We start from the raw sequence: 21,133 nt of genomic DNA on the forward strand, positions 1-21,133 counted from the left end.
CAAGGGGATTATTTCACCGTGCGAGCCGGTGCGTGGTGCACCATGGTGTAAGCGTAGTCGACGCCCATGCCGTACGCGCCGCTGTGTTCGCGCACCAGCGCCATCACCGCGTCGTAGGTATCTTTGCGCGCCCAGTCGCGCTGGTACTCCAGCAGCACCTGCTGCCAGGTCACCGGCACGGCGCCGGCCTGCACCATGCGGTCGATCGAACGCTCGTGCGCATCGACGGAGGTGCCGCCGGAGGTGTCGGTCACCACATACACTTCATAGCCGGCTTCCAGCGCCATCAGCGCCGGGAAGGTCAGACACACTTCAGTCCACAGCGCGGAGATCACCAGCTTTTTGCGGCCGGTAGCTTCCACGGCTTTAACGAAGGCCGCGTCTTCCCAGGAGTTCATCGAGGTGCGTTCAATCGGGGTGATTTCAGGGTGTACCGCCAGCAATTCCGGCCAGATATAGCCGCTGAAGCTTTCGGTTTCTACCGAGGTGAAAAGGGTGGGGACGTTGAAAATCTTGCCCGCCTTCGCCAAACCAACAACGTTGTTTTTCAGTTGCTGACGATCAATATTAGCCACGCCGAAGGCCATTTGTGGTTGATGATCGATAAAAATCAGTGCGGAGTTGTCTTTATCAAGCAGTTGAAACTTGGACATAATTTACCTTCCCAGTGATATTTCGGTTGAACATCTGATGAGTGTAACGCCGATAAAACGCATGGTAGGCAGAGGGCGATTTCAAAGATACCGCAGAATTTTTGCCGACTTGTTGAGTTTTTTTATACACGGGAGAAAGCATGAGATTAAACCTGGAAGCGCTGCTGATTTTGGACGCGCTGGACCGGCACGGATCTTTCGCCGCCGCGGCCGCCGCACTGTTTAAAACCCCTTCGGCACTTAGCTATATGGTGCAAAAGCTGGAGAACGATCTCGACATCACCCTGCTGGACCGCTCCGGCCATCGGGCGAAGTTCACCGATACCGGCAAGCTGATGCTGGAAAAAGGCCGGGTGTTGCTGCGGGCGGCGCAGGATCTGGAGCAGCAGGCGCGCTACGTGGAGAACGGCTGGGAAAGCGAGATCACGCTCGGGATCGACGCCTCATTCCCGTTCGCCCGCCTGTTGCCACTGATCGACGAGTTCTATCGGCAACATCATCATACCCGGCTGCGTTTCAGCCACGAGGTGCTGGCCGGCTCCTGGGAATCGCTGGTTTATGGCTGCGCCGACATTATCATCGGCGCCATCTGCGAGCCGCCGTCGCGGGTGGGCTATGCGTTCAGCCGGCTGGGGCAGTTGGATTACGTGTTCGCCGTCGCGCCGCAGCATCCGCTGGCGACGCTGCCGGAACCGTTGCCGAAGGACGAAATCCGTCAGCACCGGGCGGTGGTGGTGCGCGATACCTCGCGGGTCAATGCGCCGCAGAGCCTGAACCTGCTCGAAGAGCAGGATACGCTGACGGTCTTCGGCTTCGACGCCAAGCTGCAGGCGCAGTTGGCCGGGTTGGGCTGCGGCTATCTGCCGCGTTCTCTGGCGGAACCTTACCTGAACAGCGGCGAACTGGTGGCGAAACGCGTGGAATCTGAGCGCTGCAGCGACGTTGCCTATTTCGGCTGGCGGGAAAGCGCCAGCGGTCTGGCGGCCAAGTGGTGGCGCGAGCGGCTGCAGCGTTACGCGGATGACGGCGAGGCTTACCCGGCGGCGCAGTGAGGGCCGCGCGTTAAGGATAAATCCCCCCAATAAGGACATAGGGAATGAAAAAGACACTAAGCCTGTTGGCGCTGTTGGCGCTGTTGCTGCTGAGCGGCTGCGGCGCCGGGCGTCAGGCCGGCATCCCGTTGCCGGAGCCGCAGGCCGAGGCGCAGGCCACGGTGCCGCTCAGCTATCCGGTGCGGGTGCATAACGCGGTGAGCCGCGAACTGCGTTTGCCTGAACGCGCGCGCGGCCAACGCTGCACCATCAGCATTCGGCTGCGGCCGGACGGCAAGCTGGCGAGCAGCAATATCGTAAGAGGCGACGCGCCCCTGTGCGCAGCGGCGAGCGCGGCGGTGCAGCACGCGCAGTTTCCGCCGATGGCCACCGCCACCGAGTACGCGCTGTTCAACGCCGTGGTGCTCGATTTCGTTCCCTGAAGGGAGGTAACGGACGGGCCGCCTGCGCGGCCCGTTTTTTCTCGTTTCGCCGTTTGCGTATTCACGCTTTTCCACCAATAGTGTTTTCCGGGCACGTCTCAAGACGATGTTTCATTGGCCGGCCAACGGGAGAAAAAGGCATGAAAGGCGAGCATCATTATCAGGTGGCGGTCACCTGGCAGGGGAATTTGGGCGCAGGCACCGAGGATTACCGCGCCTACGGGCGCGATCACCTGATCGGCGCCGTGGGCAAGGCAGACATCGCCGGCTCCGCCGATCCGGCCTTCCGCGGCGACGCGACGCGCTGGAACCCGGAAGATTTGCTGGTGGCTTCGCTCAGCGCCTGTCACAAATTATGGTATCTGCATCTGTGCGCCACCTCGGGCATTTCCGTACTGGCCTATCAGGACAACGCCGTCGGGGTGATGCGTGAAGACGCGGCGCGCGGCGGCTTTTTCACCTCGGTGACGCTGCGGCCGCAGGTCACGGTGCGCGACGGCGACGATCTGCAACTGGCGCAACAGCTGCACGAGAAGGCGCATCACCTGTGCTTTATCGCCAACTCGGTGAATTTCCCGGTGGCCTGCGAACCGCAGGCCGCGTACGCAACCCGCTGAATTTTCACTTAGCTTTGCCATTTTCGTTATTTTGAACGCCGCTACGGCTCGCGGATACTGGGAGAAAATCTCTCACCGCGAGCCGCAGCATGTCCCATGCCCACTATTTGCACCCCGAACAGCGCGAACGAATCAGGCAGCTTTATCGGCGCCGCTATTGGCGAATGGAATTGCCCACCTGGGGGATCATGGCGGCGGTGTACGGCGGCTGGTTCGGCGTGGCGCTGGGGTGGCAAACGCTGGGCCCGTGGCTTGGCGCGCCGCTGTTGATTCTCCTGACCACCTGGTACCTGTCGTTGCAACACGAGCTGATCCACGGCCATCCGACGCGCTGGCCGCGCGTCAATCAGCTGTTCGGCCTGTTGCCGCTGGCGGTGTGGTATCCCTATGGGCTGTATCGCGATTCGCATCTGCGCCACCACCGTAACGACCACCTGACCGATCCGCACGAAGATCCCGAAAGCTATTACTTCAGCGCCGCGCAGTGGCGGCGCTATCCCCGCCTGTTGCCGCTGCTGGCCGCCGTGCGCAATACGCTGATCGGCCGGGTGCTCCTCGGCCCGGCGTTGGATATCGCCGCGACCCTGGCCGGGGCGGTGAAAGCGCTTGCCTCTGGGGAGTGGCGTACCTGGATGATGTGGGGAGTGCACCTGTCGCTGTTGGTGATATTGCTGAACTGGCTGCAGGCGCAGGGTATCGGCGCGGCGTTTTACCTGCTGGCCATCAGCTACCCGGCGCTGGCGCTGACCAAGGTAAGATCGTTTTTTGAGCATCGCGCCGTGGACGCACCGCAGGCACGTTCTATTATTAATGAGGCGGGCTGGCCGTGGCGGCTGCTGTTTCTCAATCTGAACTACCATTTAGTGCATCACGATCTGCCCGGCCTGCCCTGGTACGGTTTGCGCGAAGTCTATCTGGCGGAGAGTGAGACGTATCAGCGGCGCAGCCAGGGATTTGTCGCGCAGGGCTACGGCGAGTGGCTGCGCGATTATGCCCTGACGCCGATCGACGTTGGCGTGCATCCGTTGCGCGCCGATGAACCGCAGGGAGAAGGCGATGCCCTGCCGACGGAAAAATTTATTGCGCGCTGGAAGCGCGTTTCTCAGGATTTTCCAACCTAACCGGCCCATGAGCCGGAAAACGTATAACCAGAGGAAAAGTATGGCAATCACCTTATCACGCGGACGTTCCTTTGCCGTCGCGCTGGCCCTGCTGGCCACCGGCGGTCTGGCGCAGGCGGCCGACTCGGTGCGCGTCGGCTCCAAGATCGATACCGAAGGTTCGCTGCTCGGCAACCTCATCGTGCAGGTGCTGGAAGCCAACGGCATCAAGACCACCAACAAGCTGCAGCTCGGCACCACCAAGGTGCTGCGCGGCGCCATCACCTCCGGCGAGATCGACATCTACCCGGAATACACCGGCAACGGCGCGTTTTTCTTCTCCGATGAGAAAGATCCGGCGTGGAAGAACGCCCAGGCCGGCTTCGAGAAGGTGAAGCAGCTCGACTACGACAAAAACAAAATCGTCTGGCTGGATGCGGCGCCGGCCAACAACACCTGGACCATCGCCATTCGTCAGGACGTGGCGGAGGCCAACCATCTGAAGACGCTGTCGGATCTCGGCAAGTGGATCAACGGCGGCGGCAAGTTCAAGCTGGCGGCCTCGGCGGAATTTATCGAGCGGCCGGATGCGCTGCCGGCGTTCCAGAACGCCTACGGTTTCAAACTGAATCAGGATCAGCTGCTGTCCCTGGCCGGCGGCGATACGGCGGTGACCATCAAGGCGGCGGCGGAGCAGACCTCCGGCGTCAACGCGGCGATGGCCTACGGCACCGATGGCCCGGTGGCGGCGCTGGGGCTGCAGACGCTGGCGGACCCGAAAGGCGTACAGCCGATCTACGCGCCGGCGCCGATCGTGCGCGAAGCGGCGCTGAAGGCGCACGCCAATCTGCCTGAGCTGCTGAAGCCGGTATTCGCCTCGCTGGACGGGCCGACGCTGCAAAAACTCAACGCGCAGATCGCCGTGGAAGGCCAGGACGCCAAACAGGTGGCGGCCGCTTACCTGAAAGAGAAAGGGTTTGTTAAGGGATAATGCCGAGGTGCCCCCTCTGCCGTCGGGAGAGGGGGTAAACCGAGGGAGCCGGAGCGTTTCTTTGACTATCGCCGTAAAACATCGCGTCTTGTTGACGCTGTTCATGCTGTTGCTGCTGGCCGCGTTTGGCCTGCCGTTCCTCAGTTATGCCCCCAATCGCCTGTTGTCGGGCAAAAGCCTCTCCTTGTTCTCCCTGCTGCACGGCCCGGCGCTGTGGCTGCTGTTGCCGCTGGCGGCATTGGCGATCCTCAGCCTGTTGCCGCCGACGCGGGGGCGGGCGCTGCTGGCGGCGCTGGCCGCCTGCGGGGTGCTGACGCTGGCATTCTGGATCAGCGGGCAGGCCGCCGAACGCCTGGCGCAGGAGGGATCGCGCCTGGCGCGCACCTCCTGGGGCAGCGGATGCTGGCTGACGATGGCGCTGAGCCTGCTGATCGCCGCCGACGCCATGGCGCGCCTCACCGCGTCGCACCTGTGGCGGATGCTCGGCAACGCGCTGGTGCTGGTGCCGCCGGCGCTGCTGCTGTTCGGGCATCAGCTCGATCAGCTGTCGCTGCTGAAGGAGTACCACAATCGCCAGGAGGTGTTTGACGCCGCGCTGTTGCAGCACCTGACCATTCTGCTGGCGACGATGGCGCCGGCGCTGGCGATCGGCGTGCCGCTCGGGGTGCTGTGTTTTCGCTCCGAACGCTGGCAGCGGCCGATTTTCTCCGCGCTGAACATTATCCAGACCGTGCCGTCCATCGCGCTGTTCGGCCTGCTGATCGCGCCATTGGCGGGGCTGGCGACGGCGGTGCCCTGGCTGGCGGAGCACGGCGTCAGCGGCATCGGCATGGCGCCGGCGATCGTGGCGCTGGTGCTGTACGCGCTGTTGCCGCTGGTGCGCAGCGTGGTGGCGGGGCTGCAAAGCGTGCCGGCCGGGGTGATCGAATCCGCCACCGGCATGGGGCTGACGCGCGGGCAGATCTTCCTGCGCGTGCAGCTGCCGTTGGCGCTACCGCTGTTCCTGACCGGCGTGCGCATCCTGGCGGTGCAAACCGTCGGCATGGCGGTGGTGGCGGCGCTGATCGGCGCCGGCGGCTTTGGCGCCATCGTGTTCCAGGGGCTGCTCAGCAGCGCGCTGGATCTGGTTTTGCTGGGGGTGATCCCGGTGGTCATGATGGCGGTCATCGTCGATTCGCTGTTTAAATTTTGGGTTTCAATCCTGGACGTATCGCGCCGATGATTCACTTTGAGCAAGTCAGCAAAATTTTTCAGGGCAAGCCGGCGGTGGACGATCTCACGCTGCACATCGCCGAGGGCGAATTCACCGTGTTGATCGGCACCTCGGGTTCCGGCAAGTCCACGACGTTAAAAATGATCAATCGCCTGATCGAACACGATCGGGGCAAGATTCTCTTTGCCGGCGAAGAGATCCAGTCGTTCAAACCGCAGGATCTGCGGCGGCGCATGGGCTATGCGATCCAGTCGATCGGCCTGTTCCCGCACTGGACGGTGGAGGAGAACATCGCCACCGTGCCGCAGCTGCTGAAATGGCCGCGCGCGCGCATTCGCGATCGGGTGACCGAACTGCTGGAGCTGTTGCATCTGGAGCCGGATCTGTTTCGCCGCCGCTACCCGCATCAGCTGTCCGGCGGGCAGCAGCAGCGGGTGGGGGTAGCGCGCGCGCTGGCCGCCGATCCCGAGGTGTTGCTGATGGACGAACCGTTCGGCGCGCTGGATCCGGTTACCCGTGCGGCGCTGCAGGCGGAGATCGCGCGCATCCATCAGCTCTCCGGCCGCACCATCGTGCTGGTGACGCACGACATCGATGAAGCGCTGGGCTTGGCGGATCGCCTGGTGCTGCTCGATCAGGGGCGGGTGGTGCAACAGGGCACGCCGCTGGCGCTGCTGACCGCGCCGGCCAACGACTTCGTGCGGGATTTCTTCGGGCGCAGCGATCGCGGCATCAAGCTGCTGTCGCTGGGAACGGTGGCGGAGCGGGTGCGGCCCGGCGCCGCCGAGGGCGAACCGATCGCTGCCGCCATGAGCCTGCGCGAGGCGCTGTCGGTGTTTGTGGCGCGCGGCAGCGACTGCCTGCCGGTGGTGGATGAACGGGGCGAAGCGTTGGGGGTGTTGCACTTTAACGATCTGATCGCCGGGCAGGCGCTGTCATGAGCGGGCGCGTCTGGCGCCTGTTGCGCGATCCGCTGCCCTGGACGCTGGCGCTGCTGTTGGCGCTGGTGTTCGGCATGGATCATCTGCGCGGCCTGTTCTCCGCCTGGTTCCCCGATCTGGAGCGGCCCATTTATCAGCAGGACAGCTTTATCGCGCTGGTGGGGGCGCACCTGTCGCTGGTGGCGATCTCCAGCCTGATCGCGGTGGCTCTCGGCGTGGCGGCCGGCGTGGCCGTCACCCGGCGCAGCGGTCGGGAGTTTCGTTCGCTGGTGGAAACGGTGGTGGCGGTGGGGCAGACCTTCCCGCCGGTGGCGGTGCTGGCGGTAGCGGTGCCGGTGATGGGCTTCAGCGAACAGCCGGCGATCATTGCGCTGGTGCTGTACGGCCTGCTGCCGATCCTGCAGGGCACGCTGGCGGGCATCGAATCGGTGCCGCCCGCCACGCGCGAGATTGCCCGCGGCGTGGGGATGAGCGCCTGGCAAATTCTGTGGCGGGTCGAATTGCCGCTGGCGGCGCCGGTGATCGTCGCCGGGATCCGCACGTCGGTGATCATCAACATCGGCACGGCGGCCATCGCTTCCACCGTCGGCACCAAAACCCTCGGCTCGCCGATCATCATCGGTCTGAGCGGGTTTAACACCGCCTATGTGATCCAGGGCGCGGCGGTGGTGGCGTTGTTGGCTATTATCACCGATATGCTGTTCGAACGTTGGGTGCGTTATCTCACCGCCTGGCGTCAGCAGACGCTGGCGTCCACTCCGGCGGGGTAAGGGGGAAATGATGCAGGTGTCTCTACCGATGTACGGCGTTGGCCGGGAGCAGGCCGAATCTTTCTGGCAGGTATTGCGCGACAAGCTGCTGCGGCTGGGGCTGCCGGCGGCGCCGGAGCGGCTCAGCTGGCCGGACGATCTGGCGCAGCACTGGCGGCGCGACGATCTGCTGCTCAGCCAAACCTGCGGTTATCCGTTGGTCAGCACCCTGTCGCAGGTGCAGCTGATCGGCACCTACCATTACCGGGTTGAAGGGTGCGACGGGCCGAATTACCGCAGTTGGCTGGTGGTGCGTGCGGGCGATCCCGGCGAACGGCTGGCGGATTTTCGCGGCCGGACGGTGGCTTATAACAGCACCGATTCCCAGTCCGGCTACAACGGCCTGCGCGCGCTGATCGCGCCGTTGGCGCAGGACGGGAAATTCTTCGGTGCGGCGATGGCCTCCGGCGCGCATTATCAGTCGCTGAAGCTGATCCGCAGCGGGCAGGCGGATATCGCCGCCATCGATTCGATCAGCATGGAACTGCTGCGTCGCGCGCAGCCGCAGGCGTTGGAGGGGCTGAAAATCATCGGCCGCACGGCGGCGGTGCCCGGCCTGCCGCTGATCACCGCGGCGGGTACGCCGCCGGAACAGGTGGAAATCCTGCGCGCCGGCGCCCGGGCGATGCTGGATGAGGCGGTCAGCGACCGCCTGCTGATCGGCGATTTCAGCCTGGTGCCGCGTTCGGCCTACCAGATTATCACTGTGCTGGAACAGCAGGCCGCCGCGCAGGGCGTGACGGCGCTCTAGCCGCCGTTACAACAGGCCGCCGCCGTCGATGTCGATCACGCTGCCGGTCACGAAGCCGTTCTCCATCGCCAGCAGGTAACCCGCCGCGACGTCGGCCGCCTGGCCGACCCTGCCGACAGGCAGGCTGCCGCCAACCCGTTCGAACAGCGCCTGACGCTGCGCGGCGCTCATGCCGTCGTAGGCTTCGGTGGCGGTGATGCCGGGGCTGACTACGTTCACCCGCCGCGGCGCCAGCTCCTTCGCCAGCTGCTTGCCGGCCGCTTCCAGCGCGGCGTTGATGGCGGTTTTGACCAGCTGACCGACGAGGTATTTACGCGACAGCTGGCCGGAGGTCAGGGTGATGGAGCCCTGCGGCGCCAGCGTCGGCAGCGCCGCCTGCACCGCGCGCAAACTGCCCCAGAATTTGACGTTGAAGTCGGCCTGCGCCCGTTCCAGGGTAGTCTCCGCCAGCGGCTTGGCCTCCACCAGCGGCCCGGCGGTGATCACCAAATGGTCGAAAGCGCCGACGGCGGCAAACAGCGCGCGCAGCGACACTTCATCGGTCAGGTCGGCCTGCATCAGGCGCAGCGCGTCGTTCTTCTCCCTGGCGTGGGGCAGGCGGCGCGAAGCCAGCACCACTTCAGCGCCGCGCGCCGCCGCCGCGTAGGCCACCGCGGCGCCAATGCCGCTGGTGCCGCCCAGGATCACCAGTTTTTGTCGTTTCAGTGGGGAATCGGGAATCGTCATGTTAAGGTCTCTTTTAGGGTAAGTTTCAACGGGATCTATCTTTCCTGATTGAAAATGACCTAACAATTGGCCTTGCTGACAAACACTTATTAATATCTTTTAAAGATCACGCAGCGCTAAAGCGGGCATTTAACTTCTGATCCACGATAATTTCGAAATCGGTAAACAGCGCTCGGGGCTTTACCGAGCGCCCCTGTTTTTCCAGTGCCACCAGGCCGTGCCCGCTCAGCGTTTTCAGCGTGGTTGACAGGTTGCTGACCTGCCGACCGGACAGTTCGGCCAGTTGGCTGATGGTCTCGGGGCGGGCAGTGTCGATAAGACGCAGCAGGGCGATATTCTCGTTGCTGAGCACCTGAGCCAGCGCAATCATCGACGTGAACCAGACTTTGGGTTCACGTTCCTGCGGCTGGTATTCCCCTTTCGCGATCGCCAGTATGCGCTTGCGAATCAGTTCTTCAGGCATCACGCCAATCAGTGCTTTCATCATCAACCTCGGTTTTCTCTCTTGCGTATGACTTCGTCTATCCGGGTAAAAAAATCTTCCACCAACTGATAGGCGGAATGAAACTCGTAGGGTGAGCCTTTGTCCGTCGGGGTGTCATGTTGGTGATCGTAAACGACGCGGCCTGAAAATTTACCTTTGCGAGGGGTTTTAATGGCATGCGCGTTATCTATGCCAAAAACCCGGGTATTGTGGTTATCATGCAAGGTCAAATTGTAACGGATGCCGTGAGGGATAAAGGCCGTTTGGGTCACCGTCCAAGCCTCGATTTTCCACCAATAGCCATCCTCACGATTGACCCGCGTGCCGTGCAGGCTAAGGATGTAGTCCAGTCCATTGTGTTCATCCATTGATCAAAGCTCCATTTATTATGATCTAATCATAACTATTGAGCGTTTTATCGTCAACCCGTTACGCCGTGAAACCGGCTCTCCAAGAAGGGAAACGCATGACCTCATTTGTCGATCTCGAGGTGTTTGTCCGCACGGTGGACGGCGGCAGTTTTTCCGCCGCGGCGCGCGCGCTGGATATAACGCCGGCGGCGGCCAGCATCGCGGTGAAAAGGCTGGAGCAGCAGCTGGGCGCGCGGCTGCTAGTGCGTTCCACCCGCAGCCTGCGGTTGACGGAGGAGGGCGCCCGCTATCTCGACAGCGCGCGCCTGGCGCTGGGCGCGTTGGCTGAAGGGGAGCAGGCGATCCGCGAAAAGCATCAGGGGCTGTCTGGGGTGCTGCAGATTTCAGCGCCGTCGGATTTCGGCCGTAATCTGCTGTTAGGCTGGCTGGACGAGTTCCGGCAAGAGCATCCGCATATTCAGCTGCAGCTCCTGATCAACGATCGGCAGGCCGATCTGTTCCGCGAACCGGTGGACGTGGCGTTGCGTTTCGGGGCGCTGGCCGACTCTTCGCTGGTGGCGCTGCCTATTTTGCCGCAGCACCGGCGGCTGATTTGTGCCAGCCCGGATTATCTGCGGCGGCATGGCGTGCCGCAAACGCCGGCCGATCTGGCCCGGCACAGCATTCTGGTGTATCAGCCCAGCGGCAAACGGCAGGTGGAATGGCGGCTATGGCGCGGTGAGGAGCTGGTCGAAGTGCCGCTGAACGGCAGCTATTTTACCGATGACGGCGAGATCGCGCGACGCTGGGCGCTGGCCGGCCACGGGGTGGTGCGCAAGTCGGCGATCGACGTGGCGGCGGATATTCGCGCCGGGCGGCTGGTGCAACTGCTGCCGGAATGGCGCAGCGACGCGGTGCCGATCAATCTGGTCTGCCCGCATCGCTCGCAGGTGTCGGAACGCGTCAGGCAGCTGCAGCGCTTTTTACAGCAGCGCTGCCAGCGTTGGATGGACGATCACTTGGCCTGAAGGGTTTCGGTTTGCGCCGGCGTGGCGGCGGCATCCCCGGCAGGCGCGCTTTCTTCGTGCGGGGTAGTAGAACGGGTGTAGATGTTCAGCCCGGCGAGAAATACGCCGCCCAAAGAACCGAAGGCGCACAGGGCGATGACGATGACGAACGCTTTTTTCAGCATAGGAATAATTTCGCAGGTTGCTTGGAACAGCGGGAATTATAGCCCCTTCACCGGGTGAAACAAGAATCGTTTTTAACGGCGGCCCACAGACCGCCTTTTGCGATCGCTACCGTTCGCTGTCGATGGCCTGCACGCGGGCCGGGCGGGCGAACAGGTATTTCCCCAGCGTCACCAGTACCACCGCCGCCACGATGATCGCCAGCGCCAGCCACTCGCGCGGCGCCAGCGATTCGCCGGCAAAGCCGATGCCGAGCAGCACCGCCACCACCGGGTTGACGTAGGCGTAGCTGGTGGCGACCGCCGGGCGCACGTTCTTCAACAAAAACATATAGGCGCTGATCGCCAGCATCGAACCGAAGACGATCAGGTACCCCAGCGCCAGAAAGCCGCTGGTGCTCGGCATCTGAGTCAGGTGTTCGCCGCTCAGCCGGCTGGCGACCAATAACACCGCGCCGGCGACCAGCATCTCCGCCGCGCCGGCCATCGGCCCGGCCGGCAGCGAGATGCGCGATCCCAATACCGAGCCGAAGGCCCAGCTGGCCGACGCCAGCAAAATGAGCAGCGCGCCGGTCGGGTTGCCCACCAGGTTGTTGCCGGTGTTGAGCAGCACGATGCCCACCAGCCCGAGCGCGATGCCGGCCCATTCCAGTTTGGTGTTGCGCATGCCCCACAGCAGGCTGAAGCAGAGGGTGAACAGCGGCACCGTCGCGACCATCACCGCGGCAATGCCGGACGGTACGTGTTGGTGCTCCGCTACCGTCACCAGGCCGTTGCCCACCGCCAGCAGCAGAATGCCGATGACGCCGGCGGCCAGCCACTGCTTCGGCGTCGGCAGCGCGTGGCCGCGCCAGGCCAGGAAGCTGAACAGCACGATGCCGGCGGTCAGAAAGCGAATGCCGGCCATCATCAGCGGCGGCCACTGCGCGACGCCGAGGCGAATGACGAAATAGGTGGAACCCCAAACGATATATAACGTGAACAACGCCCCGATCAACGGCAGGACGCTACGGCTTGGTTGGCTAAGCATAGGATTGTATTTTGCAGGGATGATTATTATTAGAACGCTCAGTAAACCCGATCGGGCAACCGATAAGCAATGGCCTTCGGCATTATTTTTCCCGGCCGCTGCCCGCCGTTCAGCTGTCCCGTCGTTTCCACTGCAGCCAGCTGACGGCCGGCAGATAAATCGACCAGCCGACGGCCAGCAGCAGCAGCATGAACTCCGGCGGCACGCCGGGCAGCAAGGCGTCTAGCTTCCAGGATACGGCGTAGGCGAAGGGGCCGACGGCGGCGCCCAGCACCGCCAGCGGCCAGGGGGCCGCTCTGACCACGTCCAGCAACCAATACCACCAGCAGCCGAAACCGATCCAAAGCGCGATGGCCCAGAGCGGCAGGCCGTGTTGCCCGCTGTAGTGCAGCACGCCGCTGTAGCTCCAAAGCCCATCCATGCCGATGCCGCCCAAGGCGGCCAGGGCCGCGCCTTTACGGCGGGCGGCGGGGGTAAAAATCAGCGCCAGCGCCGCGCCGGCCAGCAGTATGCCGTTGAGCCGATCGCGAGTCAGCAGCGCCAGCAGCCAGCAGACGCCCAGTCCCAGCGTCGCCAGCCAGAATCCGGCATGCGGCTTCTTCATCGTTCAACTCCCGTGGGGTTACTCTGCCGCTAGCGCGCCAGGCGCCGACGGATTTCTCAGGGCGGGCGCGAGGCCCGCTGTTTGCCTGAATGTTCGTTAATTCAACCTTAGAAGGGAAGGTGCGGGGTGCACAAGCAGAATAATCTGTACCGGTTGAAAACGTGGGCAAAAACCGGTGTTACAGGAGCGAAATGCGGTAGGCGCAGCGGCGCGAGCCGGCCAGAATGTGTTCGGCGCGCTCTACCTGCGCCTGCAGCACTTCGGTGAAGATACTCAACTCCGCCCGGCAGAAGCCCTGGCAGACGGTGGCGGCGGCGCAGATCGGGCAGTGATTTTCCACCAGCAGATAGGTACCGTCCTCTTCCTGGCGCCATTCGGCCATATAGCCTTCGCGGCAACGGATCTCGGTCAGGCGCGCCACGCGCTCCTGCAGATCGGCGGCGCCGATCATCGCCTGCTTGTAGTTGATGCGGTTTTCCTGCTCGCGGGTCTCGATCAGCACATCGAGCGCCTGTTCGCCCAGCTTGTCGCGCACGGTGCGCAGCAGCTGCACCGTCAGATCCGCATGGGTGTCGGGAAAGCGCGCGTTGCCAGCCGAGGTCAAATGCCACAGCTGCACCGGGCGGCCCACGCCGCGCGTTTCCGCCACCGCTTCGACCAGTCCCTCTTTCGCCAGCTTGACGAACTGCTGGCGGGCTGCCTCACCGGTGGTGCCGAGCACCTTTCCTGCGTCAGAAGCTTGCTGCGGGCCGCGGGTTTTCAATAGCGTCAGCAAGCGGTCACTGACCGATTGTGCGGTGCTGCCGCTATTTTCCAAGTTTATTCTTGACATATTTCTCCGCCTCGCCCTAACTTATTCCAAGATATCTCTTGTTAAATTTAACGCAATCTCATGACCAACTCAATGCCATTCCTCTGAAAACAGGACGACAACCGTGATAACCCATGACGATAGCCGCTGGAGCGACCTCTTCTCCGGCAAAAATGCGGCCAGTGCGATCGCGCTTTCGCTCGGCGTAGCGCTGCATGCCATCAATATTCTGGTCGCCACCACCATTCTGCCCTCGGTGGTGCAGGATATCGGCGGGCTGGATCTCTACGCCTGGAACACCACGCTGTTCGTGGTGGCGTCGATCCTCGGCTCCGCGCTGTCGGCCCGCTTGCTCAGCGGCTACGGCGCGCGCAGCGCCTATCTGGTGGCTTCGCTGTTCTTCATCGCCGGGGCGGCGCTGTGTGCGCTGGCGCCGAGCATGCCGGTGATGCTGATCGGCCGCACGGTGCAAGGCTTCGGCGGCGGGCTGATCTTTGCGCTCTCCTACGCGATGATCAACCTGGTGTTCGAGCAGCAATTGTGGCCGCGCGCCATGGCGCTCATCTCGGCGATGTGGGGCATCGCCACCCTGGTGGGGCCGGCGGTGGGCGGCATTTTCGCCGAGCTGCACGCCTGGCGTTGGGCCTTCGGCATTCTGCTGCCGATCATGGCGCTGTACGCCGCGTTTACCTTCCTGATCCTGCCCAAGGGCAAAGCGCAGCAGGCGGCCGCGCCGTTGCCGGCCGCCCAGCTGCTGCTGTTGACCGTGGCGGTGCTGGTGGTGTCCGCCGGCAGCCTGGCGCACAGCGCCTGGATCAACCTGGCGGGCATCGCGCTCTCGCTGCTGCTGATGGCCTGGCTGCTGAAGCGTGAAGCGCACTCGAGAGCCCGTCTGTTACCGCACGGCGCACTGCGGCGCGGATCATCGTTGGCGGCGCTCTACATCACGACCGCGTTGCTGGTGATCGGCATGACCAGCGAGATCTTCGTGCCGTATTTCCTGCAGCTGCTGCACGGCCAGTCGCCGCTGATCTCCGGCTATATCGCCGCTGCCATGGCCGCCGGCTGGACGCTGTCCGAGATCCTCAGCTCCGGCTGGCGCGGGGCGGGTATTCGCCGGGCGATCGTCAGCGGGCCGCTGTTTGTGCTGGTGGGGCTGCTGGCGCTGGCGATCCTGATGCCGGTGCCGTCCGGTGGCCACTGGCAGGCGCTGGCGCCGATCGTCATTGCGCTGTTGCTGGTGGGATTCGGCATCGGTTTCGGCTGGCCGCACCTGCTGACGCGCATTTTGCAGGTGGCGCCTGAGGCGGACAAAGACATCGCCGGCGCTTCCATTACCACGGTGCAGCTGTTCGCCACCGCGTTCGGGGCGGCGCTGGCCGGGATGACGGCCAATCTGGCGGGGCTGAACGATCCGGGCGGGGCGGTGGGCGCGGCGTCGGCGGCGCGTTGGCTGTTCCTGGCGTTCGCGCTGGCGCCGCTGCTGGCGGTGTTCAGCGCCTGGCGCTGCGCGGCGATCGCGCCGCCGGGCGCCGAGACGGGCAATTTTGTACAAACCCCGCCCTCGCGTGAGTGCTAGAATGGCGCTCATTCAGCGGAGGTAGGCAAGATGAAGGTGGAAGGCGCAGCGCGCAAAGCATCCCGGGAACAGGCCCATTTCATGCACGTCGACGATCTCGGCGGGCTGGAAGTGCTGCAGGCCACCTACCGCCGCCAAACCTTCTCGCGCCACAGCCATGAAGGCTTCTGCGTGGGCGTCATCGACGACGGCGCCCAGCGTTTCTACCGCACCGGTGGCGAACACGTGGCGCCGCTGGGCAGCATCATTCTGGTCAACGCCGACGACATCCACACCGGCAGCTCCGCCACCGAAGAGGGATGGTCGTATCAGGCGATGTACCCGACGCCGGAGCTGCTGGCGTTTTTGTCGCGCGATCTGAAAACCGGCGCCGGCGCGACGCCTTATTTCCCCAACCCGGTGGTGCACGACGTCGGCCTGGCCGGCCAGCTGCGGATGGCGTTCAGCCTGCTGCGCAGCGATGAGAACCGGCTGATGAAAGAGACCATGGTGTTCTCGGCGCTGACCTGGCTGATGCTGCGGCACGGCAAAAGCCGCATCGATCCCACGCCGCAGAGCCGGGCGCAAAGCCAGGTGGCGCGGGTGAAAGCCTTTCTCGACGATTTCCCCGAGGCGGACATTTCGCTGCTGGAGCTGGCGGAGCGAGTGGCGCTCAGCCCTTATTACCTGCTGCGGCAGTTTCAGCAGGCCACCGGTCTGCCGCCGCACGCCTATCAAATTCAGGCGCGGCTGCGCAAGGCGCGCGGCATGCTGAAGGCCGGCAGCAGCGTGCTGGACAGCGCGCTGAGCTGCGGTTTTCACGATCAAAGCCATTTCCACCGCCATTTTCGCAAGTCGATGGGCATCACGCCGGGCGACTACGTCAAATCGCTGAAATAACCGGGCAATCGGGTGCAATACCCGTGTGCGCCTGCGCCGTAAGCTGGCTTCTTCAATCAAAGGAGAAGCCCATGACTGATTCAATCCCCCTCATCACGCCGCCGTCTGCCCGCTTGCGCCCCGCTCTGCAGGGTGGGGTGGCGATCTTGCCGCTGTGCCTGGCGGTGGTGCCGTGGGGCATACTGGCGGGCTCGATGGCCCTGCAAAACGGCCTGACGCCGGCACAGGGGCTGGGCATGTCGGCCATCGTGTTCGCCGGGGCGGCGCAGCTGGTGGCGATGGGCATGATCAAGGGCGGCGCCGGGCTGCTGGCGATCCTGCTGTCGACCTTTTTCGTCACCGCCCAGCATTTTCTCTATGCGCTGCGGCTGCGGGAGCGCATTGCGCCGCTGCCGTTACGCTGGCGGCTGGCCCTGGGATTCTTGCTCACCGATGAACTGTTTGCGCTGACCGGCGAACAGGCGCCGGCGCGTTTCGACCGCTGGTATGCGCTGGGCGCCGGGCTGACTTTTTACCTGTGCTGGTTTCTCTCCACGCTGCTCGGCATCGTAGCCGCCGGCAGCGCCGGGGATCTGGACGGTTATGGGTTGGATTTTTCCATCGCCGCCACCTTTATCGCCATCGTGGTGCCGCTGGTGCGCAGCCTGCCGGTGTTGGCCTGCGTGCTGACCGCGCTGCTGCTTTCCATCGTGTTGCACCATTTCCAAACGCCAGGCGCACTGGTGATCGCCACCGTGACGGCGATGCTGGTCGGGCTGCTGTGCAGCGGGGGGCGCCGATGATCTGGCTGACGATAGTCTTGATGGGGCTGGTGGTGTTCTTCAACCGCTACTGCTTTTTGGCGCCGGGATTGCCGCTGCGGATATCGCCGCGCGTTAAAACGCTGCTGAGCTTTTCCGTGCCGGCGGTGCTGACGGCCATTTGCGGGCCGATTATCGCCTTCAGCGGCGACCAGCTGCGCGCCGCGCCGGATAACCCTTACCTGTGGGGGGCGGTGTTTGCGGTGATATTGGCGTTCTTTCTGCGCAACATGCTGGCGGTGGTGTTGCTGAGCCTGCTGATATTTATCGCGCTGCGCGGCATTTTTTAAAATTCGCTTGCCATATCTCTAATTTGAGATTATTTCTCTTATATGGGATTTTGCGGCGGAGTGTGAGCGATGGATAACGGTTTGGAGACGGCCGACCTGAGGTTGGCGCAGCGGTTGGCGGATTTGCGCCAGCAGCAGGGGTGGTCGCTGGAGGAGCTGGCGCAGCGCACCGGCCTGAGCCGGGCGACGCTCTCGCGGGTGGAGCGCGCCGAAACCAGCCCGACGGCGTCGCTGCTGAACCGGCTGTGCGCCGCCTACGGGTTGACCATGTCGCGCCTGCTGAGCGAAATCGAAGACGAACCGCCGGAGCTGTTGCGGCCGCCGCAACAGCCGGTATGGGTCGATCGCGCCAGCGGTTTTCACCGTCGTTCCGTTTCCCCGCCTGCGGCGCTGTACAAGGCCGAATTTATCGAAGCCCGGCTCGATGCCGGCGCGCAGATCGATTACGACCTGCCGTCGATTCCGGCGCTGGAGCATCACCTCTGGCTGCTGTCCGGGCAGCTGGATCTGACGCTGGAAGGGCGTGTTTTCCAGCTGGCGCCCGGCGATTGTCTGCGCTACCGCCTGTTCGGCGCTTCCCGTTTCCATGTTCCCGGCGATGAGCCGGCCCATTACACGCTCGTTATCTGCAGGCCATAGCCATGATTGAATTACAACAGTGGGACGCCGACGCGGCGCACAACGCCATGGCCGACCTGGCCGAAATGCTGCACGCCAGCGTGTCGCACGGCGCCAGCATCGGTTTTGTCATGCCTTTTACGCTGGAACAGGCGCGGGCGTTTTGGCAGGGGTTGCTGCCGGCCCTGGCGCGGGGAGAGCGCGCGATGCTGGTGGCGCTCGCGAACGGTCGGCCTGTCGGCACCGTGCAGCTGCTGTTGGCGATGCCGGACAATGGCCGCCACCGGGCGGAAGTGGTCAAGCTGATGGTGCACCCGCAGGCGCGGCGGCAGGGCGTCGCGCGGCTGTTGATGCAGGAAGTGCAGGCGCTGGCGGCGCGTCATCGCCGCAGCCTGTTGGTGCTGGATACCCTGAGCGGCAGCGCGGCGCAGGGGTTGTACCGCCAATTGGGGTTCGAAGCGGCAGGTGACATCCCACAGTACGCCCGCGCCAGCGACGGCGGGGCGTTGGAAGCCACCTGCTATATGTACAAACTGCTGTGAGGCTTCGAATACTATTAAGTGAAGTCGATAGCTCAGACGCGTTGGCGCTGATGGCGGAATTGTCGGTGCAACTGGCTGAAATCACCGGCGATAGCGGTACGTCCTCGTTTGATCCAGCTTCTATAGAAGCGGATGGAGGTTGTTTTATGTTGGTACGCAATGCTGCCGATGAAGCCGTAGCTTGTGGGGCGCTGCGTCGATTAACTTCTGGCGTTGCGGAGTTAAAACGAATGTATGTACGCGAGCCTGGTAATGGTATTGGTCGTAAATTATTGCATGCTCTGGAACAACAGGCTCGATGGTTGGGGTATCGCCAACTGTGGCTGGAAACTCGAAGAGTGAACCTGCGCGCCATCAAGTTTTATCTGGCTCAGGGGTATCGGATACGTGAAAACTATGGCCGTTATCGAGGTAACCCGCAGGCGGTCTGTTTCGAAAAAGTTCTGTAATGATGTGGCAAGTCCCCATAGCCATTTGACATTGAAGAGCCGTGCTTTGCTGTTTAGGTTACGGCCAAATTAAATCAAAGAGGGGATGCTGCTACGGTTTTCGGGCGGTTAAAATCGAGAGAATTAAAGGATGAACTACTCTGATATTGCTGAAAGGATAGTGAAAGTGCTGCTTCACCGGGAAGCGTTGTTGGATTGGCTCACAGGGTGTGATACCGATTTCTCACATTTCTGATACCCGCAACTTAAAATTTGAGCATACGTATTTCTTCATGTTCATGCCGCCGAACTAACGTCCCCATTGGTTTGGCGGCATGCACTGTTAATCCCTTACAATATATTAGGTTATATGGGGCATTTCTCCCTATTCCTGAATCAGCGCCCGCGCCAGGCGTTGATCGCCTGTTGGCGCACCTGCAGCTTCTGCTGCGGCGCCAGTTTGTTGTAATCGCGGGCCAGCCCGCTTTCCCAATCGCCGTACATCGGGTTGGGCAGCACGATGAATTCGGTGCCGAACTTGCCCTGGTTCTCGCTGACGAATGCCCGGCGCTGCGCATTGTCCTGGTGGTAAGTCGCGGCGCCGAAGTCGTTCAGGTTGTCGCCCGCGTACACCACGATGTCATAGCCGGCTTGTTTGATGGCGTCGAAGCGCGCCTGCTTATTGGAGGTGTCGGTGCTGAGCAGCACGGTCTTTTCAGACATGCCGGTGAAACCGAGCTTTTGCATGTTGGCCACCGTGGCGGCGTACTCGCTCTGCTTGCGGTTCGATACGTAGAACATCGTCCCCTGATGGGTGTTAACGTAACGGGCAAACGACACCGCGCCCGGCACCGCGCCGGCCTGTTCGGCCTGTGTCCATTGGGCCCAGGTGGCGCCGTCGTACGGCTGGCCCTGCTGCGCCTGCCAGCCGGAGTAGGCGCTGTTGTCCAGCATGGTTTCATCCAGATCGACCACCACCGCCTTTTTACGGCCCGGCGCGGCCTTGGCCTGATCGAAGGCGCGCTGTGCGCTGTTGAACGCCTGATGCGCCAGCGCCTGGTATTCGCCGGACTGTTGGAACCAGTTCACCGCCAGCACCGACTGATCCGCCAGCCGTTGCTGGGCCTGGGCCTGGGCGTCGGTGTGCGGCGGCTGCGCGCAACCGGCCAACGTCAGCAGCGCGACGCCGACCGCCGCGCCGAGGGTGAGTTTCCTTGCCTGTTTTCCTGCCATCGTTATCTCTCTCGGTTTTATTCTTGTGGGCTGTCCAGCAGCATATCCATCTCGAACTGGCGCAGGGGATCCTGCCGCCAGCCAAGATGCGTAAAGAAGGGGGCCGCCACCTCGGGCACAAAGACGTTGGCGGTCAGCGGCAAAGGGGCGAACCGCGTTTGCAGGGCGGCCAGCAAGGCGCGCGCATGCCCCTGGCCGCGGTGCTGCGGCGGCACGTAGATCAGGCGCAGCCAGCAGTGCTCGGCGCCGGGCATCACCACGGCGTAGGCTTGACGATTGAGCGTATAGGCCTGCGGTTTGCCCGGCAGCTTGAACAGCGATTCGGGGGCGATCAGCCAGGGCAGGTCGGTGGCGCCTTCCGCCGTCAGGCGATGGCTGACGGTCAGCGGATCGACTGCCTGCAGCGCCGCCGTGCCTGGCGGCGCTTCCGCCGGCGCCTGATGGCCGGTCAGGGTGCGCACGATGCGCAGCCCGGCGCGATGATACAGCGCCAGCGCGGCTTCGTTGCCTTCGATCACTTCCAGCGACAGCCGTCGGTCGCCGCGCTGGCGGGCATCCGCCACCAGCCGCTGCATCAGCGCCTTGCCCAGCCCCTGGCCGCGCATCTCCGGGCGCACGGAAAAGGCCGCAACCCGGCTGTGCCGGCCGCGGCGGGCGATCAGCGCCACCGCCACCGGTTCATGGCGGTGGGTGACGATCAGGCTGTCGTTCAGGCTGAGATCCTCAGCGCCGAAGCGGGCGGCGAAGGTCGGCCCGTCGAGCACGAAGCGCACGATGTAGTTTTCAAAACAGTGGTTGAGGATGTTTGCCAGCTCGTCGCTGCTGTAGCGCAGGGCGTTGTGGTAGTCGAAGCGTCCGTCGTTATGCATGGCTGATTCCGCTCGGGGGGAAAGCTATACATGTAGACCCGTTTGTTTTGCAAGGCAAGCGGGGGGCATTCGTTGGCGGGAAAATAAAAACAAAAAAGCCGGACGCAGCCGCCCGGCGAAATAAAACTCTGGGTATCAAGTGACGCTAAAGT

Annotated in this window: 27 protein-coding genes; 17 read left to right on the plus strand and 10 right to left on the minus strand. The window is 63.3% G+C overall.

The features are described 5' to 3' along the window. Positions 1-8: 8 nt before the first annotated feature. Positions 9-653 (minus strand): hydrolase, encoded by a 645-nt coding sequence (locus AWX27_RS08935; protein ID WP_004939390.1) that lies wholly within the window; start codon positions 651-653, stop codon positions 9-11. Positions 654-793: 140 nt separating this feature from the next. Here AWX27_RS08935 and AWX27_RS08940 point away from each other — a divergent pair, with 140 nt between their 5' ends. From AWX27_RS08940 to AWX27_RS08980, 9 genes are all read left to right on the plus strand, one after another. Then, positions 794-1,705, plus strand: a complete 912-nt coding sequence (locus AWX27_RS08940; protein WP_049200980.1) for a LysR substrate-binding domain-containing protein — start codon at positions 794-796, stop codon at positions 1,703-1,705. Between the two features lie 44 nt (positions 1,706-1,749). Next, a complete protein-coding gene (locus AWX27_RS08945; protein ID WP_060421163.1) occupies positions 1,750-2,127 on the plus strand; it encodes a cell envelope integrity TolA C-terminal domain-containing protein in 378 nt (125 codons plus the stop codon). Positions 2,128-2,267: 140 nt separating this feature from the next. Beyond that, positions 2,268-2,744 (plus strand): OsmC family protein, encoded by a 477-nt coding sequence (locus AWX27_RS08950; protein ID WP_060421166.1) that lies wholly within the window; start codon positions 2,268-2,270, stop codon positions 2,742-2,744. 89 nt (positions 2,745-2,833) lie between these two features. Further along, the gene (locus AWX27_RS08955) at positions 2,834-3,865 is read left to right on the plus strand and encodes a fatty acid desaturase (protein WP_060421169.1); all 1,032 of its coding nucleotides are present in this window, start codon (positions 2,834-2,836) and stop codon (positions 3,863-3,865) included. A gap of 40 nt (positions 3,866-3,905) precedes the next feature. Next, positions 3,906-4,835, plus strand: a complete 930-nt coding sequence (locus AWX27_RS08960) for a glycine betaine ABC transporter substrate-binding protein OsmF (RefSeq protein ID WP_047728273.1) — start codon at positions 3,906-3,908, stop codon at positions 4,833-4,835. Between the two features lie 61 nt (positions 4,836-4,896). Continuing rightward, positions 4,897-6,057 (plus strand): ABC transporter permease, encoded by a 1,161-nt coding sequence (locus AWX27_RS08965; RefSeq protein WP_046686654.1) that lies wholly within the window; start codon positions 4,897-4,899, stop codon positions 6,055-6,057. Beyond that, positions 6,054-6,989, plus strand: a complete 936-nt coding sequence (locus tag AWX27_RS08970; RefSeq protein WP_033637623.1) for an ABC transporter ATP-binding protein — start codon at positions 6,054-6,056, stop codon at positions 6,987-6,989. The genes AWX27_RS08965 and AWX27_RS08970 overlap by 4 nt, the downstream gene beginning before the upstream one ends. After that, positions 6,986-7,759 carry an ABC transporter permease gene (locus AWX27_RS08975; protein ID WP_060421173.1) on the plus strand — a complete coding sequence of 258 codons (774 nt, stop codon included), beginning with the start codon at positions 6,986-6,988 and terminating at the stop codon, positions 7,757-7,759. Before AWX27_RS08970 ends, AWX27_RS08975 begins: the two co-directional genes overlap by 4 nt. A gap of 28 nt (positions 7,760-7,787) precedes the next feature. Next, a complete protein-coding gene (locus tag AWX27_RS08980; protein WP_080432947.1) occupies positions 7,788-8,549 on the plus strand; it encodes a phosphate/phosphite/phosphonate ABC transporter substrate-binding protein in 762 nt (253 codons plus the stop codon). 6 nt (positions 8,550-8,555) lie between these two features. Here the strand turns inward: AWX27_RS08980 and AWX27_RS08985 are convergent, their stop codons facing one another. The 3 genes from AWX27_RS08985 to AWX27_RS08995 all read right to left on the minus strand — a co-directional run bounded on the left by AWX27_RS08985 (position 8,556) and on the right by AWX27_RS08995 (position 10,127). After that, entirely contained in the window at positions 8,556-9,275 is a 720-nt protein-coding gene (locus AWX27_RS08985) for an SDR family oxidoreductase (protein ID WP_060421178.1), read from the minus strand. Positions 9,276-9,381: 106 nt separating this feature from the next. Next, positions 9,382-9,762, minus strand: coding sequence for an HVO_A0114 family putative DNA-binding protein (locus tag AWX27_RS08990; protein ID WP_078062023.1), 381 nt, complete (start codon positions 9,760-9,762; stop codon positions 9,382-9,384). Then, a complete protein-coding gene (locus tag AWX27_RS08995; protein ID WP_060421181.1) occupies positions 9,762-10,127 on the minus strand; it encodes a toxin-antitoxin system TumE family protein in 366 nt (121 codons plus the stop codon). Before AWX27_RS08995 ends, AWX27_RS08990 begins: the two co-directional genes overlap by 1 nt. Positions 10,128-10,225: 98 nt before the next feature. Here AWX27_RS08995 and AWX27_RS09000 point away from each other — a divergent pair, with 98 nt between their 5' ends. Continuing rightward, entirely contained in the window at positions 10,226-11,137 is a 912-nt protein-coding gene (locus AWX27_RS09000) for a LysR family transcriptional regulator (protein WP_060421184.1), read from the plus strand. Here the strand turns inward: AWX27_RS09000 and AWX27_RS25295 are convergent. The 4 genes from AWX27_RS25295 to AWX27_RS09015 all read right to left on the minus strand — a co-directional run bounded on the left by AWX27_RS25295 (position 11,125) and on the right by AWX27_RS09015 (position 13,764). Beyond that, positions 11,125-11,301 (minus strand): hypothetical protein, encoded by a 177-nt coding sequence (locus AWX27_RS25295; RefSeq protein WP_016928550.1) that lies wholly within the window; start codon positions 11,299-11,301, stop codon positions 11,125-11,127. The genes AWX27_RS09000 and AWX27_RS25295 overlap by 13 nt on opposite strands. Positions 11,302-11,407: 106 nt before the next feature. Next, the gene (yedA, locus tag AWX27_RS09005) at positions 11,408-12,328 is read right to left on the minus strand and encodes a drug/metabolite exporter YedA (RefSeq protein ID WP_060421187.1); all 921 of its coding nucleotides are present in this window, start codon (positions 12,326-12,328) and stop codon (positions 11,408-11,410) included. Positions 12,329-12,437: 109 nt separating this feature from the next. Continuing rightward, positions 12,438-12,932, minus strand: a complete 495-nt coding sequence (locus AWX27_RS09010; protein WP_049200960.1) for a DUF2878 domain-containing protein — start codon at positions 12,930-12,932, stop codon at positions 12,438-12,440. A 178-nt stretch (positions 12,933-13,110) separates the two neighbouring features. Then, a complete protein-coding gene (locus tag AWX27_RS09015) occupies positions 13,111-13,764 on the minus strand; it encodes a helix-turn-helix transcriptional regulator (RefSeq protein ID WP_060421189.1) in 654 nt (217 codons plus the stop codon). Between the two features lie 103 nt (positions 13,765-13,867). On the opposite strand from AWX27_RS09015, the gene AWX27_RS09020 reads away from it, so the two are divergent. From AWX27_RS09020 to AWX27_RS09050, 7 genes are all read left to right on the plus strand, one after another. Beyond that, the gene (locus tag AWX27_RS09020; protein WP_060421192.1) at positions 13,868-15,322 is read left to right on the plus strand and encodes an MFS transporter; all 1,455 of its coding nucleotides are present in this window, start codon (positions 13,868-13,870) and stop codon (positions 15,320-15,322) included. Positions 15,323-15,352: 30 nt separating this feature from the next. Next, on the plus strand, positions 15,353-16,201 hold the full coding sequence (locus tag AWX27_RS09025) for an AraC family transcriptional regulator (RefSeq protein ID WP_049200955.1): 849 nt from the start codon (positions 15,353-15,355) through the stop codon (positions 16,199-16,201). Between the two features lie 71 nt (positions 16,202-16,272). Continuing rightward, on the plus strand, positions 16,273-16,983 hold the full coding sequence (locus AWX27_RS09030) for an AzlC family ABC transporter permease (protein ID WP_060421195.1): 711 nt from the start codon (positions 16,273-16,275) through the stop codon (positions 16,981-16,983). Further along, positions 16,980-17,291, plus strand: a complete 312-nt coding sequence (locus AWX27_RS09035; RefSeq protein ID WP_060421198.1) for an AzlD domain-containing protein — start codon at positions 16,980-16,982, stop codon at positions 17,289-17,291. The genes AWX27_RS09030 and AWX27_RS09035 overlap by 4 nt, the downstream gene beginning before the upstream one ends. A 69-nt stretch (positions 17,292-17,360) precedes the next feature. Then, the gene (locus tag AWX27_RS09040; protein WP_060421201.1) at positions 17,361-17,930 is read left to right on the plus strand and encodes a helix-turn-helix domain-containing protein; all 570 of its coding nucleotides are present in this window, start codon (positions 17,361-17,363) and stop codon (positions 17,928-17,930) included. Positions 17,931-17,932: 2 nt separating this feature from the next. Beyond that, complete coding sequence (locus AWX27_RS09045) at positions 17,933-18,451, plus strand: GNAT family N-acetyltransferase (protein ID WP_060421203.1); 519 nt, start codon at positions 17,933-17,935, stop codon at positions 18,449-18,451. A gap of 65 nt (positions 18,452-18,516) precedes the next feature. Further along, entirely contained in the window at positions 18,517-18,900 is a 384-nt protein-coding gene (locus AWX27_RS09050; protein ID WP_230200978.1) for a GNAT family N-acetyltransferase, read from the plus strand. 375 nt (positions 18,901-19,275) lie between these two features. Here AWX27_RS09050 and AWX27_RS09055 read toward each other — a convergent pair whose 3' ends face one another. Both AWX27_RS09055 and AWX27_RS09060 read right to left on the minus strand, forming a co-directional pair. Further along, a complete protein-coding gene (locus AWX27_RS09055) occupies positions 19,276-20,112 on the minus strand; it encodes a 5'-nucleotidase, lipoprotein e(P4) family (protein ID WP_060421208.1) in 837 nt (278 codons plus the stop codon). Positions 20,113-20,129: 17 nt separating this feature from the next. Continuing rightward, complete coding sequence (locus tag AWX27_RS09060; protein WP_060421211.1) at positions 20,130-20,981, minus strand: GNAT family N-acetyltransferase; 852 nt, start codon at positions 20,979-20,981, stop codon at positions 20,130-20,132. Positions 20,982-21,133 lie beyond the last annotated feature (152 nt).

It is taken from the genome of Serratia sp. 2880STDY5682894 (assembly GCF_001537385.1).
Taxonomy (GTDB): Bacteria; Pseudomonadota; Gammaproteobacteria; order Enterobacterales; family Enterobacteriaceae; genus Serratia; species Serratia nevei.